Genomic DNA, 15,542 nt, shown 5'->3' with positions numbered 1-15,542 from the left:
TGGGGAAGTGCCGCGCATGACTGGAAGACGGCCATGAACCAATTCGCTATCCTTTATGCAGATCGGTTCGTCCGACCTTCCGTGTAATTGTTCCACCCGCCTTGAACACGGAAATCCTGACACTCCCACGACCAACGCGATCGAGTCGCTGCACATGCAGCTTCGGAAGATCATCAAGGCGCGCGGCCACTTCCCGTCGGACGAAGCCGCGCTCAAATTGATCTGGCTGGCGCTGCGCAACGTCGTGGCCAAGTGGACCGGTTCCCGGCACGATTGGAAAAGTGCAATGACCCAGTTTGCGCTGCTTTACCCGGAACGATTCAACATCGGAGTCTGAATCTCAACCCGCCTCACACACGAAATTCCGGATACCTCCACGACGCTCGTAGAGCAGCGAGGCATGAAATTCCCGAATTGGGCATTCCAAAACAAAAACGGCACTGTCTTTTGGGACAGTGCCGTTTCTAACGACTTGATACCGCTTGGAATTCTTTGGGGTGGCTGATGGGACTCGAACCCACGACGACAGAAATCACAATCCTTGCGCATTATCACCAAAAATCAATGGGTTAGGGTGAAAAATTGGAACATACCCCCTCCCTCTCCCTTATGTGACATGCGCCATTACTGCCATCTTCCATCAAAATACCTGAGACTCGATCGCCACCTGATCGGCCCAATAGGGTTGCAAATTGACGGTGCTGCGATCATCTGCCGAGCCGCTCGAACGTATAGCCCCTACTCTACTGCGCTGACACCAGTTTCAGCCCTGGTTGTCGTCTCAGTCCGTACAGTCTCGCCAATTCGTCAAAGTATATGTCCATGCTTTTTTCCAGATCTTCATCCGTATAGCCAAGATTGGATGTGAGATTGCTCAGCAGCGCATCCAGAATTGTGGACCGCTCCCGAGGAAAGTCGACGGCCGCCGGCTCCTGCGTCCGAAAACCGCGCATGGACATCTGTCGCCAAAGCCACTGACTCTTACCAGAATCAATGCGTCCGAGAGTCGTAGCGCGATAAATCAAAGCTGCCATCGATACTTTCCAGTATGGTTTCATGCCCATTGCGCGATCGAGCGTAAGCCCACTGAGATGAGGCCCAATATCAGCTGCCGGCATCAAAAGCTCGGAGGCGAATTTATCAGCCTCATCCTCCATCATCGCAGTTGGATACCTATGCATTACGAGATGCCCGATCTCGTGTGCCAGCGAAAACCGAAGTCGGTCTCCCGACCGGGCCTTGTTCAAGAAAATTACTGGTGGCAGGCCAGCAATCCGGTAACTGACTCCGTCGATGCCTGCGTCAGGCATCTCGCAATATACGACGACGCAACCCGCCCGTTCGGCATAATCTGTCAGGTTGCCCACCGGGCCGGCTGGCATATACCACGCTCGGCGAATATACCTTGCGACCTCTTCTGCACCTCCAACTTCGTCAGCATCATATTCTGGGAACGGTAATTCCGGGTCCACGTCCGCACTTTGCAGAAGAGTGCGGATGTGACCGATCCGAACATTCAACTCGGCAATCAATTTTTCGATAGGAAGTCGCCCGACAGATGCCTTCTTCCGAAAAAACGGATGGGCACTCATCGGTGCACCATACAGTCGATCAGATCTACAGAAAAATGAGGGCGGACACTCTAAGGCATCCGCCAGTCGCTCCACTATTACGTCCGTTACTGGGCGCAATCCCTGTTCAAGCTTCGACAATGTTCCCTGAGCCAGACCCGAACGTTCAGCCAATTCGGCCTGAGTCAGACCCAGCATCTTTCTCCGAAGGTTGACGAGTTCAGGTCGAAATGTCTCCGCCAGCTGCTGATTTACGTTGCGTTCCATTTTCGTTTTCCCCAATTCGCTTTGGCTTCACCACACGGTCCGCCACCGAACCTCCACCATCGCCTGTGGGCGCTGGAGCGAACGGAATAACCTGTTGTGCATCCTCACCACCACTCGCATCAATCGTCCACAAAACATATTCATTGTGTCGATGAGCGAGAACGACACGCTCGATTTCTGTTTCATCTCCGGACAAGACATACAGAAGTTCGCATCGCGCAATTCCGTCAAACAAATCTTGTTCCTGATCGTGAAACGCTTTAGTTGCCATAGTGGGCACGTTTCGCGATTTGTACTCAGCATCACCCTTCTTAAACCTTACAAACAACCGATCCTCAACCATCAACCCTTTCCACTTACCTTGCTCGTGGTATCGAGTTGGTCCGCTTCCATCAAAGTCCGCTTTCGCAAGAGTCAAGGCATCGTTGTTGACGATACCTGCGCGAACCGTACGGCTCTGCATGCGTGCAGCCACTGGATTTTCCAACCACATCAACCATGCCTTTCGATACAAAGCTTCCAATTTCGAAAGGTACGGAGTAACGAGCTTGCGCGCTTCTTCTTCGGAAATGATCGGCATGGCCACACCATGAATGGGTACAAGCCTCGATCATATCACGAACTACAAAAACAACACAAAAATATTCCGAAAATATTCCGAACTCGTGTCGCGCCGAATCATACGGGAAGAAAAAACGTCGCTCGCGGTACCCGACGATTCGATAGGGTCTTTCGACAGTTCACATCTCATCTGCGGAGCCTCCGGATGAGCGTCACATTCAAGATCCGGCATCGGCTCCCACCGATAACTGTATATTTATACAGTATTTTGCTCTCGGCATAAATTGTCGCCTAGGTCCGACTCATTTAGGTGCGGCAACCATCTCATCCGCCGGATAGAACTGCAGCATCGCGCGCGCAGCATCGACGTTTGACGTGGTCAGCCATTCCTCACAGTCGTCCGGCCGCAGGATCACAACCGCCCGCTTCTCATCGTCTGGCTTGTGCATTCGCGAGAACACTGGGTGCCCCTCGCCGTTGACCGTGATCATGGACATCGTGTGATGCTCGACGCCATCCTGGCCCTGCAGCGTCCGCCAGATGCCGGCGACGCACATCGTTCGCCAGTCGACCAGCCCGATTCGGTGCCATACGTTCTTCCCTGTCTCGTAGCACGGCTCGTAGATCCAGTCGGCCGGAATCAGACAGCGCCGTCCAGCGCGCCAAGCCGGCCCATAGAGCGGTGATTTCCCGAGGTTGTCGTCACGCACGTTCATCGTGCTGCGCACGATCGGCGGCTTCCCGCCGCCGGCCGCGCCGCCGTGCACGACGTCCGCCGCGCAGTCGTATGCGAGCGACTGCGGCCCGGGCAGCGGCTGCCAGTTAAGCCGGTTCCTCGCCTTCAGCGTCTGGAGCAGCGCCAACTTGTCGGCGGCGCGCTTGACCGCCGTTTCCAGCCGTTCGAGACACGCGCGGTGCACACGCAGGCCGCTCTCCATGTCGCGGATGTCTTCATTCGCGGCGGCGGCTATCTGCTCCTGTGCGCACTGCGCACCTTCTTGCGTACCGCCCTGCGAACTGGACGCCATGTGCGCATTGACGATCGCGCGCTTCGTCCCTGTCGGGTCGCGGCTCCAGCCGTTCTTCTTCGCCGCCTTTCGTATCGCCGCTTCGGACAGCCCGTGCGCACCGGCGATGGTGCGCAGCGAATCGACGCCTGCGCGGTACGCACCTTCGATCGCGATCCAGTCGACGTTCTTCGCTGCCATTAGCTGCATTTCCGTGACACGGTAGCAACCCTGACCTGAAATAAATCTGGTCAGACCTATTGCAACGCCTTTCAGAACCCCAAGGTTCGCGAGTGGACCGACGCCGCCACGTCGGCCAATCCACTACACATACGGAGAAAGTGATGAGCAAGTTCACCACACGCGTAGTCCTGCATGGAGTCCAGGACAGCGACACCGAGACCTACGAAAAACTTCATGCCGCAATGGCCAAGGCCAAGTTCTATCGGACAATCCAAGGCTCCGACGACGTGTGGTACGAAATGCCTCCCGCGGAGTACAACCGCGTCGCCGAAAACACGAATGCCGACGCGATTCGCGACGAAGCTTCCGCAGCAGCAAAGACTGTGTGGCACGACTACAGCATTCTGGTAACTGAAGGTATCCGGAGCTGGTTCGGCCTCAAGCGCGCGAAGTAAATTCCGTCGAAATAGAAAAAGCCCGCAGCCGGTTTCCCGGTGCGGGCGAACTCTGGTCCGAAGACCTGAGAGGAGACACGGCTCCGGCGCGCAATGCACGGCACTTCAATCGTATGAGGGTTTACCTTGCATTGAAGCCGTCGGGGGCGCCCGCATTTCGAAATGCGGCTTTCGAACAACCCCTCGCCGCACTTCCAACCACCGTTATAAGGAGCACCTATGCCCGACTTTCTTGCCCGTATTGAGATTCACAACGACCTGACAAAATACGAAACCCTTCACAAAGAAATGGCCGACGAAGGCTTCGCTCGCACTATCGTCGCGAAGGACGGCCGAACTTTCAAATTGCCGGACGCGGAGTATTACTACGGCGGCACGAAGACGCTTCGCGAAGTGACCGAAAAAGCCAAGAGCGCCGCAAGCCGTGCGAAGATTGTCTACGGCATGGTCGTAAGCGAGGTGGTCGACATGACGCTTACTGGCTTGGAGGAAGTCGATCCTAGCCAGGCGGCAAATCAGTAGGCCTTCACAGCAGTCCTTTCAGCTCCGCGATCAGCGCCTTCGCGTCGTCCGACAGCGGCAGGCCCGGCGCGCCGACGATCGCGCGATGGAGCGCCTCGACGTGCTGGTACAGCCACGCCATCAGGTTGTGCTCGTCCGTCGCGCCGGCGTCGAACGCGCGGCGCGCGAGCTGCTCGACGCGAACCATCATCGGCACGAAGGTCACGGCAGCGGCCTCGACGGCCGGCGGCGCGTTGTTGACCGCGTCGGCGACCAACTCGCCGGCGCCGTCTTCGAGCGCGGCGAGCATGCCGTCACCACCCGAGGACTGGGATTGCGTCCCCGTAGAGAGGGGGGTATCCGCACTTGCAGCCGCCGTCTCCGATCCGGAATCCGCCGCACCAGGGGGCGCACCCGGGGAACCTACGGGCTCCCCCAACGTCGCGGCCTCCGGTATGCCGCTTGCGGCCGGAGTCAGGCCGATGTCAGTTGTGCCGTCACCGGCATTCGTTGCGCCGTCGGCGCCTTGCGTTGCATTGAGGTCGGACATCGCCTCGTCTCCTGTCGTGGAATGAAAAAAGCCCGCGGACGTGCGTGAACTGACCCCGTAAAGTTGGACGGGTTATGACGGCTAGGGCTGAGAGGGCTGAGTTCTGTATTGCACGGGACTCAGCCCTTTTAGTTGCAGTTTGATGCGGTCGTGATTGTAGTAGTGGATGTAGCTTGCCAAGCCGGATTGCAGTTCGTCCAGGTTGCGGAACCGATTCAGATGGAAGAACTCGGATTTCAGCGTGCCGAAGAAGCTCTCCATGGCGGCGTTGTCCAGGCAATTCCCTTTACGCGACATGCTTTGCGTGAGCGCTCGTCCTTCGGTAGCGACTGCTCGGCGACCAGGTAGCGGACGGCGTTCAGGTTCGTGACGTTGAGCGTCGCGCGCAGCTTCTTCGACGTCCAGATGACGCCCTCCTTCCGCTGCGTGCCGCGCGCGTACCGAACCCAGATCGCGTGGCGCTCGGCCGGCGGCAGTTGGTGCACGACGGCCGCCGTGATCGGAAAGCTCTGGGAGGAGTTCCAGGAGACGGAGCGCTGGAAACGCTACTCGCCTGACACGCGAAAGGACTACACGCAGTGCTCGGGCCCGCTGCTGCTCCGGTTCAAGGATGCGCGCGCATCCGATATCGAAGCCCCGGATGTCGCACGCTATCTCCGCAAGGAACGAAAGGACGCGCCGGTGCGCGCGAACCGCGAGATCGCCCTGCTATCGAATCTGTTCGGCCTCGCGATCGAGTTCGGACAGGCAAAAACGAACCCTTGCCGAGAGGTTCGGCGCAACGAGGAGCAGCCTCGCACCGAAACCGCTGATCCGGACGATCTGCGTGCGTTCACTGGATGGCTCGCGGCCCAAGGCGGCCAGCGCGCGATGATGGGGATGGCCGCAGAGTATGCCGCGCTCGCAGGTAATCGGAAGGTTGAATTCCTCGACCTGTCGTGGCCGCAGGTCGACCGCGCGGCCGGCCACATTCGGATCAAACGCGCGAAGCAGCGCGGCAAGAAGCGCGGCGAAGTCATCGAGCAGATCGAAATCACGCCGCCGCTTGCAGAACTGCTCGATCGACTGGAGGCCGTGCGGGGCGATAAGGAATGCCTCTACGTCTTCACGACGAAGTTCGGCACGCACTACACGCGCGACGGTTTCAAAGGGTTCTGGGGGAAGTTGATGAACGAGGCCATCGAGGCGAAGGTCATTGCCAGCCGATTCACCTTCCATGACCTGCGCGCATACTACGCGACGCAATTCAAGCGCGAGAGCGGCACATTGCCGGACCTGCATGCGAATCCGGCGACGACGGCGCGCGTCTACGATCGAAACAAAATCGTGAAGCGGAAGGCGCTTTAAATTCCATTTTGTGGAATTCAAAAACAAAAACGGCACTGGATAAAATCTCAGTGCCGTTTCTAACTTCTTGATACCGCTTGGAATTCTTTGGGGTGGCTGATGGGACTCGAACCCACGACGACAGGAATCACAATCCTGGACTCTACCAACTGAGCTACAGCCACCACTGTTACTGCTTTTTGTTCTTCGCTGCTTTTGTGTTTCAGCAGCGAAGAACAAGATTATACGAACACTTTTGAATCTTGCAAAGCTTTTTTTTCAAAAACTTCTTCGGCCTCGTTCAGATGCGCGCGCGCCTCGTCGAACACGGCCAGATCAGCACGCGCAAGCTTCTTGTTGTCGGACAGCACACGACGCCAACCGCGTGCGCCGGGCATGCCGCGATACAGCCCGAGCGCGTGCCGCACGATCGCGCCGAGGTAGGTGCCGCGCTTCAGTTCGGCCGCACAGTATTCGATCAGCTTCGCCTCGGCCTCTTCGCGCGTCGGCACCGCTGCGGTCGATCCGTAGAAGCGCGTATCAACCTCCGCGAGCACGTACGGGTTGTGATACGCCTCGCGGCCGAGCATCACGCCGTCGACATGCTCGAGATGTTGCGCAACCTCGTCGAGCGTCGTGATGCCGCCGTTGATGACGATCTCGAGCGACGGGAAATCGCGCTTCAGCTGATACGCATAGTCGTACTTGAGCGGCGGGATCTCGCGGTTCTCCTTCGGCGACAGCCCCTTCAGGATCGCATTGCGCGCATGCACGACGAACGTTTCGCAGCCAGCCTCGGCCACCGTGCCGACGAAGTCGCGCACGAATGCGTAGTCTTCGACCGCGTCGACACCGATCCGATGCTTGACCGTGACCGGCACCGACACCGCATCGCGCATCGCCTTCACGCAGTCGGCGACGAGCTGCGGCTCGTTCATCAGGCACGCGCCGAACGCGCCGCGCTGCACGCGCTCGGACGGGCATCCGCAATTCAGGTTGATTTCGTCGTAGCCCCACTGCTCGCCGAGCTTCGCCGCGCGCGCGAGATCGTCGCGCTCGCTGCCGCCCAGTTGCAGCGCGACCGGCGATTCGTTCGGCGTGAACGCGAGATGCCGCTGGGCATCGCCGAACAGCAGCGCGCCCGTCGTGATCATCTCCGTATACAGCCACGTGTCGCGCGTCAACGTACGGTGGAACGACCGGCAATGGCGGTCGGTCCAGTCGAGCATGGGCGCGACGGATACGCGGCGGGGAGGAAGCGGGGACGGTACGGACATGGATTTCGGGCAACAGGCCAGGCGGCGCGGAAATAACCCGATATTTTACCGCAAGACGGGCCGTGCCTGCCCGGCACGCTGGCTACCCGTCACCCAGCTCCGCATCGACGGCCCGCCGCGCCTCGTCGAGCACGCGCTCGATCACGCGCCGTTCGGTCAGCAGCATCCCGTCGACCTTGACGAGCCGCCAGTCGATCCGCACGGCCTCGCCCTGTAGCACGCGGTAATGCGCATGCTCGCCGTCCCAGACCTGCTCGGTCTTCACCTCGATCTCGAAGCCGCGGTACGGCTCGCTGAAATCGCCGAGGTCGCTGCCTCTCGGTTCCATCGCACGCTCCGTGGCGACGCAGCGCCAGACCGCCCGCGCGGCCGGCGCCGTGCGCTCAATCGTATTCGTCGGATAAAAAGGATTTGCCATCGGCCGTCAGGTCGACCCGGTCGGCCGTCGCCTGGTAGATCAGCCCCTCGTTCAGCAACGCGTAGACGACGTCGTCGAACGCAGCGGGAACCGGCCGGCTTTCGCCGAACTGGTCGATCCACTTCAGCGCCTCGATGGCTTCGGGGGAAAGGATGGGGGTCATGCGTTCGCCTCCGGCATCGGTGTCGCTCCATCCTAGCACTTCGTCCGGACGTCGAATACCAAGGCAAACGCGCTGCGCCAATGCCGGGCGGCGCCGACGGACAGGTTGCCCGCGGCGCCGCGCCGGCGCAGGATACGCGGGCTCAGAGGCGCGCGATCGATACTTCCGTCGATTTCACGAGCGCGACGACTTCCGCGCCCACCTTCAGTTCGAGTTCGTCAACCGAACGGGTCGTGATCACCGACGTGACGATGCCGAACGGCGTCTCGACGTCGACCTCGGAGACCACCGATCCGCGGATGATCTCCTTGACCTTGCCCTTGAACTGGTTACGTACGTTGATTGCAGTGATGCTCATCAGGTTGATCGCTCCGAAGAAAAAGATCTCAGAACGGGCGGCCGCTGCCGCCCGGATTTAAACGGCCCAGCGGATCTGCCCGACCGGTCGAACGTTGTCTGTCTCATGCACCGCGCCCTGGTCGGCCGCACCGGGCCCACCGGCGAGCACGCGTTTCAGCACGCGATCCTCCAGCGCCGCAAACGCCGCCGACGCACGGGCGCGCGGCCGGTCGAGCGGCACCGGCTGATCGAGCGCCACCCGCCCCTGCTCGATGAGCAGGATGCGATCGCCGAGCGCGACGGCCTCCTGCACGTCGTGTGTGACGAGGAGCGCGGTGAATCGATGCTCACGCCACAACCGCTCGATCAGCGCATGCATCTCGATGCGGGTCAGCGCGTCGAGCGCGCCGAGCGGCTCGTCGAGCAACAGCAGTTGAGGCCGGTGCACGAGCGCACGGGCCAGTGCGACACGCTGCCGCTGGCCGCCCGACAGTTGCGCGGGCCAGTCGTTCGCACGTTCCAGCAGGCCGACTTCATCGAGCACGGCGCGTGCCCGGTCGCGCGCGCCGCGCCCGAGGCCCAGCATCACGTTCTGCAGCACGGTCTTCCACGGCAGCAGGCGCGCATCCTGGTACATGATCCGCGTATCGAGTTCGCCGCCGCCCTCGCCGCGCGTCTCGAGCGCGCCGCTGCTCGGCCGCTCGAGCCCGGCAACGAGACGCAGCAGCGTCGATTTCCCGCAGCCGCTGCGTCCGACGATCGCAACGAAACTGCCGCGCGCGACGCCAAGCTCGACGTTGTCGAGCACCGTGCGCGCCCCGAAGCGCTTGCTGACGCCCGACAGTGTCACGGCGTCGTCGGGTGCCGGGCTTCCTGGCCGTCGCCGCGCGAGCGGAACGACGGATGCGCTGCCGTCACGTTCTAGAACCGCCGCGTCCCGCGCGTCGCCGTCCGCGACACGCGCCTGCGCAAGCTCGGCCTCGAGGTCCGCGCCGGCGAGCGGGCCGTAGGCGGCCGCCGAAGTCGTCGCATTCATGCCTTTGCTCCTGATTGATAAGCGGAGTGCCAGCGCAGCGTCACACGCTCGAGCCATTTCGCCAGCACGTCGGCCAGCTTGCCGAGCACCGCGTACAGCAGGATGCCGACCACCACCACGTCGGTTTGCAGGAATTCACGTGCGTTCATCGTCATGTAGCCGATACCCGACTGCGCGGAGATCGTTTCCGCGACGATCAGCATCACCCACATCAGCCCGAGTGCAAAGCGCACGCCGACGAGAATCGACGGCAGCGCTCCGGGCAGGATCACGTCGCGGTACAGCGCGAAGCCACGCACGCCATAGCTCTTCGCCATCTCGATCAGGTTTGCATCGACCGAACGAATCCCGTGGTACGTGTTGATGTAGACCGGAAAGAACACGCCGAGCGCAACGAGGAACAGCTTCGCCTTCTCGTCGATGCCGAACCACAGGATCACGAGCGGAATCATCGCGAGCGCCGGGATGTTGCGGATCATCTGGATCGTCGAATCGAGTGCAACCTCGGCCGCCTTCGACAAGCCGGTCGCGAGCCCCAGCGCGAGGCCGACGCCGCCGCCGATCGCGAAACCGAACAGCGCGCGCCAGGTGCTGACCTTCACGTTCGCCCACATTTCACCCGACGCCACGAGCGACCAGGCCGCTCGCACGACCGCCACGGGTTCCGGCAGTACGCGGGTCGACAGCCAGCCGATGCGCGCACCGACTTCCCATGCCACCAGCAGCGCAAGCGGCACGAGCCACGGTGCGACGCCGCGCCATGCGCGGGCGGCCACGGCCGCGCCCGTCGTCGACGTTTTCGTTGTCATCGCAGGCCTCCTGTCGCTCAGCTCTGCGCCGCTTTCGGCAGATAGCTGTTGCCAACGATCTCGCCGAACGGGCCCGACAGCGGGCCGGTCGCCTTCGCCGCACCGTTGCCCTTGATCAGCGGGAATACGAGTTCCGCGAAACGGTACGACTCCTCCAGGTGCGGATAGCCGGACAGGATGAAGGTCTCGATGCCGAGATCCGCGTATTCGCGCATGCGCTCCGCGACCTGCTCCGGATTGCCGACGAGCGCAGTGCCCGCGCCGCCGCGCACGAGACCGACGCCGGCCCACAGGTTCGGATACACCTCGAGCGCCTCGCGGCCGCCGCGCTTGCCGCCGTGCAGCGCGGCCATCCGGCGCTGGCCTTCCGAATCCATGTTCGCGAACGCCTTCTGCGCACGTGCGATGGTTTCGTCGTCGAGGCGGCTGATCAGGCGTTCGGCGTCACGCCATGCTTCGTCCTCGGTCTCGCGCACGATCACGTGCAGACGAATACCGAACCGGATCTTGCGGCCGCGTGCCTCCGCGCGGGCGCGAATATCGGCGATCTTCTTCGCGACGGCCTCGGGAGGCTCGCCCCAGGTCAGGTAGGTGTCGATGTGATCGGCCGCGATCTCATGCGCGGCCGGCGACGAGCCGCCGAACCACAGCGGCGGATGCGGACGCTGCACGGGCGGATAAAGTGCCTTGCCGCCCTTCGACTGCAGATGCTTGCCGATATAGTCGAACCCGCCGTTGTCGTGCGACGCGGACAGCAGCCCGCGCCAGATGTTCAGGAAGTCGTCGGTGATTTCGTAGCGCGTGTCGTGATCCGCGAACAGGCCGTCGCCTTCGAGCTCGGCAGCATCGCCGCCGGTCACGACGTTGATCAGCAGGCGGCCGCCCGACAGGCGGTCGAACGTTGCGGCCATCCGCGCCGACAGCCCCGGTGATGCAATGCCGGGACGGATCGCGACCAGGAACTTCAGGCGCTGCGTTGCCGGGATGAGGCTCGATGCAACGACCCACGCATCCTCGCAGGAACGGCCGGTCGGCAGCAGCACGCCCTCGTAGCCGAGCGTATCGGCCGCCACCGCGACCTGCTTGAAGTAATCGTAATCCGCGGCGCGCGCACCTTCGGCCGTGCCGAGATAGCGGCTGTCGCCGTGCGTGGGGATAAACCAGAACACATTCATCTGCTGCTCCTGCTTGACTGTCCTTGCCGGAATTTGAAAAAACACCGCCCTGCTCGCGTCGCGGATGAGCGGCGCATGCATGGTGTGCGTTCGAATCGGGATGGCTCGCCGGTCAGGCCGTGCAGCGGGCGAGGACGCGATTGCACGGCTGTTTCTGGGAAATCAGTCTAGGGATCGGTGCAGGGCTTTGGAACGATTTTTTTGAGCTTAGGTTTTCCGCTTTCGTGATTAGCACGACGCTGGAGCGAATATCGCGGCGGGCGGGCCCTATAATGACGCACCTATCCGAATAACTCCGCGCGGACGGCCCCGGCTGTGCGCGCCTGCGGTGCACTCATCGATGCAGAAAGTCATCCTGCCATTCCTGTCCGGCTTCCTGGCCGCCCTGTTTTTCCGCGAAGCCACGCTCGCTCTCCTTCATACGGCCGACCTGATCGCCGCAACCGGCTTCTCCACGCAGCCGTTCGCGCCGCTCGGCATTCCTGAATTTGTCGCCAATGCGCTGATCAGCGCGTGCTGTGCGATCCCGATGGCATGGCTGCTGCGCGTCTCGCCGGAGCGCGAGGCATCGTGGATCGGCGCACTGGTGTTCGGCGGCATCGTGCTGACGGCCGCCCGCGTGTTCGCGATCGATCCGCTGCGCGGCATCTGGCCGTCGGGCAACATGATGCCCGTGCTCGCAGCCGGCTTCGCGGCAAACGCGGTATGGGGCTTCGGTGCCCTCGTGTTCATGCGCGCGTTCATGTCGGACGACGCTGGCGACGAATAACGCGGACGCAGGCGCTACACCCTTCGACCGCCAACCGGTCGATACCCATGAAAATGGCCGCCTGCATCTGCAGGCGGCCATTTTGTTTCCAGCTCGCGCTTCGGTCAGTCGTGGAGTTTCCGCAGCGGATGCGTGTCAGGCGCCCACGGGCTGTCGAACATCGCCAGCAGGTCCGCGCGATCGATATCGGCGGACGACTTGAAGCGCCAGGCCGGCTGGTGATCCTTGTCGACGATCAGCGCGCGCACGCCTTCGATCACGTCGCCGCGCGCGAACGTCGAGCGCGTGAGATCGAGATCGCGGCGCAAGCAGTCTGCCATCGTCGCGCCGCGTGCGCGTTCGACGACTTCCAGCGACACGGCCATCGACAGCGGCGACAACTGTTCTCGCATCGCATGGGTCGCCTTCTCGACCCATCCGTCGACGGCCGCGCAATCCTGCTCGGCGTCGAGCGACGTGAGGATCGCGCCGATGTCCGGTTGCGCGAAATGCCGATCGATCCCGGCACGCGCATCGGCCAGCGCCGACGTGTCGGGCGTCGGCACGACCTTGTGCGCGGCGGCCGTGGTGGCCACGCACGCGACCGCCTGCTCGCCGCTGTCGATGCGCACGCCGTGCAGCGTATCGAGCAGCGCCGGCAGCGCGGCATCGGGCAGATAGACGTCAGCGAGCTGCGCGTACAGCGCGCCGGCCGCGTCGAGCGTCGCGCCGGTCACGGCGAGATAGCGGCCGATCGCGCCGGGCGTGCGCGCGAGGAACCAGCTCATCCCGACGTCCGGGAACAGGCCGATGCGCGTTTCCGGCATCGCCATCTTCGTCGAGTCGGTCACGACACGCAGGCCGCCCGTATGCCGCGCCGCCTGCGAAATACCCATGCCGCCGCCCATCACGACACCGTGCATCAGCGCGATATAGGGCTTCGGATACTTGAAGATCGTGTGGTTGAGCGTGTATTCCTCGATGAAGAACGTGTCGATCGCATCGAGGTCGCCACGCTGCCACGCATCGTGGAAGAAACGCACGTCGCCGCCCGCGCAGAACGCGCGCGGATGCGGGCTGTGCACGACGACCGCGACGACTTCGGGATCGTCGCGCCACGCGTCGAGCGCCTGCTGCATCAGCCGGATCATGCCGACCGACAGCGCGTTCAGCGCCTTCGGCCGGTTCAGTTCGAGAAAGCCGATGCGGTTCGCGACATACGTGCGCACGTCGGGCTGAGCGGATTCGGCGGAAACGGCAGCGGAAGTGGAATCGGTCATGAGGGTCATCCGGCAAATGGCAGTCGCATGCTCAGTGCGCCTGCATCTTCGAAAACAGGTTCAACACCACCACGCCGGCGACGATCAGGCCGAGGCCGATCACGGCCGGCAGGTCCGGCACCTGGCGATAGAGCAGCATCGCGACGAGCGTGATCAGCACGATGCCGGCGCCCGACCAGACTGCATAGATGATGCCGACGGGCATCGTGCGCAGCGTGAGCGACAGGCAGTAGAACGCGATGCCGTAGCCGGCGACGACCAGCAACGACGGCCAGAGGCGCGTGAAGCCGTCCGCCGCGCGCAGCGCCGACGTGCCGATCACTTCCGCGACGATCGCGATCGCGAGCCATGCGTAACCGGGCAGCTGCATCGCTCAGCTCCTTGCGAGGGCCAGCACGGCGTAGTCGTGGCCGAGCTCGGCACACAGCGCCTCGACGACGAATTCGTGGTCCGCGCGCTGCGGCAGCCCCGACGCAGTGATCGAGCCGATCACGCCGGCACCCGCGACGGTCAGCGGGAACGAGCCGCCGTGCGGCGAATATTCGGCGATCGGCAGCCCGTGCTTGTCGGCGAGCGTCGCGCCGGCCTGCTGCATGCGCAGGCCGATCGCATACGAGCTACGGCGGAAATGCGCAACGACGTTGCGCTTGCGGCGCACCCAGTCGGCATTGTCGGGCGTGGCGCCGGCGAGCGCCGCGTAGAACAGCGGCTGGCCGAACGTGACGATGTCGATCGCGATCGCATGGCCGCGCGACGTCGCGAGCGCGTGCATCCGGTTGCCGAGCGCCCACGCGCGGGCCGGGTCGAATTGGGGAAACACGAGCGCCTGTTCCTGCGCGCCGATCGATTGCAGATCGTGAGCGATGTCCATGAATCCGTCGATACAGTAATGAGAGTCGCAACGGCGCCACTGCGATCGCGCACGGCCCCGCTGCCAAGGAAACGAAACAAACCGCTCGATTCTAGCGCACGCCCATGCCGTACCGTCCCTACAAGCGGCGACAAGAAATTGTCAGAAAGCGCTTGCACGCACTCGGGTTACTCCTTATAATTCATTTCTTCGACGGACGCGGGGTGGAGCAGTCTGGCAGCTCGTCGGGCTCATAACCCGAAGGTCGTAGGTTCAAATCCTACCCCCGCAACCAACGTCCAGAATGATGCAAAAAGCCCGGCCCAGTGCCGGGCTTTTTGTTTTCCCGTCGCACTCGCCGTCCCGCCTCGCGCACCCGCGCCCGCCACTTCGCGCGACACGCGGCCTGCACGCGCAGGCGTTCAAGAATGCCGCGCCCCGGTGATACACTCGCATCACCTCGTCCCTTCCACTCGACATGAAATTCTGCTCCGTCTGCGGTCACGAAGTCATCGCGCGCATTCCCCCGGGCGACAACCGCGAACGCTTCGTCTGCGATCACTGCGGCACGATCCACTACCAGAATCCGCGCAACGTCGTCGGCACGGTCCCGGTCTGGGGCGATCAGATCCTGCTGTGCCGCCGCGCGATCGAACCGCGCTACGGGTTCTGGACGCTGCCCGCGGGCTTCATGGAAATGGGCGAGACGACGGCTGAAGCCGCCGCACGCGAAACGCTCGAGGAAGCCGGCGCGCGCGTCGAGGTGCAGAACCTGTTCACGCTGCTCAACGTGCCGCACGTGCATCAGGTCCACCTGTTCTACCTCGCGCGGCTCACCGATCCGGGGTTCGAGGCCGGCGAGGAAAGCCTCGAAGTGAAGCTGTTCGACGAAGCCGACATCCCGTGGGACGAGATCGCGTTCCCGACCGTCAGCCAGACCCTGCGATTCTTCTTCGCCGATCGCGCCGCGGGCGACTACGGCGTGCACACTGGCGACATCTTCCGCTCGCTGCGCAACGGCTGAGC

The 15,542-nt window shown here is 62.6% G+C and carries 18 protein-coding genes, 2 tRNA genes and 3 pseudogenes; 7 read left to right on the top strand and 16 right to left on the bottom strand.

Translation table 11 applies throughout. The features are described from left to right. Positions 1 to 127 precede the first annotated feature (127 nt). Positions 128 to 337: pseudogene (locus LGN17_RS35940) on the top strand (transposase); the annotation flags it as partial. A gap of 406 nt (positions 338 to 743) precedes the next feature. On the opposite strand, the gene LGN17_RS35935 reads toward LGN17_RS35940, so the two are convergent. From LGN17_RS35935 to LGN17_RS35925, 3 genes and pseudogenes are all read right to left on the bottom strand, one after another. Further along, complete coding sequence (locus LGN17_RS35935) at positions 744 to 1,838, bottom strand: helix-turn-helix domain-containing protein (protein WP_226201497.1); 1,095 nt, start codon at positions 1,836 to 1,838, stop codon at positions 744 to 746. Further along, entirely contained in the window at positions 1,792 to 2,418 is a 627-nt protein-coding gene (locus LGN17_RS35930) for a hypothetical protein (protein ID WP_226201496.1), read from the bottom strand. Before LGN17_RS35930 ends, LGN17_RS35935 begins: the two co-directional genes overlap by 47 nt. A gap of 283 nt (positions 2,419 to 2,701) precedes the next feature. After that, positions 2,702 to 3,151: pseudogene (locus tag LGN17_RS35925) on the bottom strand (SOS response-associated peptidase family protein); the annotation flags it as partial. Positions 3,152 to 3,750: 599 nt separating this feature from the next. Here LGN17_RS35925 and LGN17_RS35920 point away from each other — a divergent pair. Both LGN17_RS35920 and LGN17_RS35915 read left to right on the top strand, forming a co-directional pair. After that, entirely contained in the window at positions 3,751 to 4,044 is a 294-nt protein-coding gene (locus LGN17_RS35920) for a hypothetical protein (protein ID WP_226201495.1), read from the top strand. Positions 4,045 to 4,263: 219 nt separating this feature from the next. Continuing rightward, positions 4,264 to 4,566, top strand: coding sequence for a hypothetical protein (locus LGN17_RS35915; protein WP_226201494.1), 303 nt, complete (start codon positions 4,264 to 4,266; stop codon positions 4,564 to 4,566). A gap of 4 nt (positions 4,567 to 4,570) precedes the next feature. Here the strand turns inward: LGN17_RS35915 and LGN17_RS35910 are convergent, their stop codons facing one another. After that, positions 4,571 to 5,095, bottom strand: a complete 525-nt coding sequence (locus LGN17_RS35910) for a hypothetical protein (RefSeq protein WP_226201493.1) — start codon at positions 5,093 to 5,095, stop codon at positions 4,571 to 4,573. Between the two features lie 81 nt (positions 5,096 to 5,176). After that, positions 5,177 to 5,410 (bottom strand): annotated as a pseudogene (locus LGN17_RS35905) (IS3 family transposase); the annotation flags it as partial. 51 nt (positions 5,411 to 5,461) lie between these two features. Here LGN17_RS35905 and LGN17_RS35900 point away from each other — a divergent pair. Beyond that, complete coding sequence (locus LGN17_RS35900) at positions 5,462 to 6,442, top strand: tyrosine-type recombinase/integrase (RefSeq protein WP_226201492.1); 981 nt, start codon at positions 5,462 to 5,464, stop codon at positions 6,440 to 6,442. Positions 6,443 to 6,530: 88 nt separating this feature from the next. On the opposite strand, the gene LGN17_RS35895 is transcribed toward LGN17_RS35900, so the two are convergent. The 8 genes from LGN17_RS35895 to ssuD all read right to left on the bottom strand — a co-directional run bounded on the left by LGN17_RS35895 (position 6,531) and on the right by ssuD (position 11,638). Beyond that, positions 6,531 to 6,606: transfer RNA gene (locus tag LGN17_RS35895), tRNA-His, on the bottom strand. A 57-nt stretch (positions 6,607 to 6,663) separates the two neighbouring features. Beyond that, the gene (gene dusA, locus LGN17_RS35890; RefSeq protein ID WP_071334403.1) at positions 6,664 to 7,650 is read right to left on the bottom strand and encodes a tRNA dihydrouridine(20/20a) synthase DusA; all 987 of its coding nucleotides are present in this window, start codon (positions 7,648 to 7,650) and stop codon (positions 6,664 to 6,666) included. 130 nt (positions 7,651 to 7,780) lie between these two features. Then, entirely contained in the window at positions 7,781 to 8,026 is a 246-nt protein-coding gene (locus LGN17_RS35885; RefSeq protein ID WP_226201490.1) for a hypothetical protein, read from the bottom strand. Positions 8,027 to 8,081: 55 nt separating this feature from the next. Next, a complete protein-coding gene (locus tag LGN17_RS35880) occupies positions 8,082 to 8,279 on the bottom strand; it encodes a hypothetical protein (RefSeq protein WP_048243884.1) in 198 nt (65 codons plus the stop codon). 142 nt (positions 8,280 to 8,421) lie between these two features. Further along, the gene (locus tag LGN17_RS35875) at positions 8,422 to 8,637 is read right to left on the bottom strand and encodes a TOBE domain-containing protein (protein ID WP_006476104.1); all 216 of its coding nucleotides are present in this window, start codon (positions 8,635 to 8,637) and stop codon (positions 8,422 to 8,424) included. Positions 8,638 to 8,694: 57 nt separating this feature from the next. Next, the gene (locus LGN17_RS35870; RefSeq protein ID WP_226201489.1) at positions 8,695 to 9,654 is read right to left on the bottom strand and encodes an ATP-binding cassette domain-containing protein; all 960 of its coding nucleotides are present in this window, start codon (positions 9,652 to 9,654) and stop codon (positions 8,695 to 8,697) included. Continuing rightward, positions 9,651 to 10,463, bottom strand: a complete 813-nt coding sequence (gene ssuC / locus LGN17_RS35865; RefSeq protein WP_226201488.1) for an aliphatic sulfonate ABC transporter permease SsuC — start codon at positions 10,461 to 10,463, stop codon at positions 9,651 to 9,653. The genes LGN17_RS35870 and ssuC overlap by 4 nt, the downstream gene beginning before the upstream one ends. A gap of 17 nt (positions 10,464 to 10,480) precedes the next feature. After that, positions 10,481 to 11,638 carry an FMNH2-dependent alkanesulfonate monooxygenase gene (gene ssuD / locus LGN17_RS35860; RefSeq protein WP_226201487.1) on the bottom strand — a complete coding sequence of 386 codons (1,158 nt, stop codon included), beginning with the start codon at positions 11,636 to 11,638 and terminating at the stop codon, positions 10,481 to 10,483. 340 nt (positions 11,639 to 11,978) lie between these two features. On the opposite strand from ssuD, the gene LGN17_RS35855 reads away from it, so the two are divergent. Next, positions 11,979 to 12,407 (top strand): hypothetical protein, encoded by a 429-nt coding sequence (locus LGN17_RS35855; protein ID WP_006484223.1) that lies wholly within the window; start codon positions 11,979 to 11,981, stop codon positions 12,405 to 12,407. A gap of 104 nt (positions 12,408 to 12,511) precedes the next feature. Here LGN17_RS35855 and LGN17_RS35850 read toward each other — a convergent pair whose 3' ends face one another. The 3 genes from LGN17_RS35850 to LGN17_RS35840 are packed head-to-tail and all read right to left on the bottom strand — an operon-like array spanning position 12,512 to position 14,537. After that, a complete protein-coding gene (locus tag LGN17_RS35850) occupies positions 12,512 to 13,666 on the bottom strand; it encodes an enoyl-CoA hydratase/isomerase family protein (protein ID WP_226201486.1) in 1,155 nt (384 codons plus the stop codon). Between the two features lie 31 nt (positions 13,667 to 13,697). Next, positions 13,698 to 14,030, bottom strand: coding sequence for a DMT family transporter (locus LGN17_RS35845; protein WP_374101787.1), 333 nt, complete (start codon positions 14,028 to 14,030; stop codon positions 13,698 to 13,700). A gap of 9 nt (positions 14,031 to 14,039) precedes the next feature. After that, positions 14,040 to 14,537, bottom strand: a complete 498-nt coding sequence (locus LGN17_RS35840) for a heme-degrading domain-containing protein (protein ID WP_226201485.1) — start codon at positions 14,535 to 14,537, stop codon at positions 14,040 to 14,042. 197 nt (positions 14,538 to 14,734) lie between these two features. Between LGN17_RS35840 and LGN17_RS35835 the strand changes: the two genes are divergently transcribed. Beyond that, positions 14,735 to 14,811, top strand: a tRNA-Met gene (locus tag LGN17_RS35835). Positions 14,812 to 14,994: 183 nt separating this feature from the next. Beyond that, positions 14,995 to 15,540 carry an NUDIX hydrolase gene (locus tag LGN17_RS35830; protein WP_021161562.1) on the top strand — a complete coding sequence of 182 codons (546 nt, stop codon included), beginning with the start codon at positions 14,995 to 14,997 and terminating at the stop codon, positions 15,538 to 15,540. Positions 15,541 to 15,542: the final 2 nt, after the last annotated feature.

The sequence above is a fragment of the Burkholderia sp. AU30280 genome, assembly GCF_020420125.1.
GTDB lineage: Bacteria > Pseudomonadota > Gammaproteobacteria > Burkholderiales > Burkholderiaceae > Burkholderia.
The sequence above is the reverse complement of the archived record's forward strand: the minus strand, read 5'-3'. Positions and strand labels throughout refer to the sequence as shown.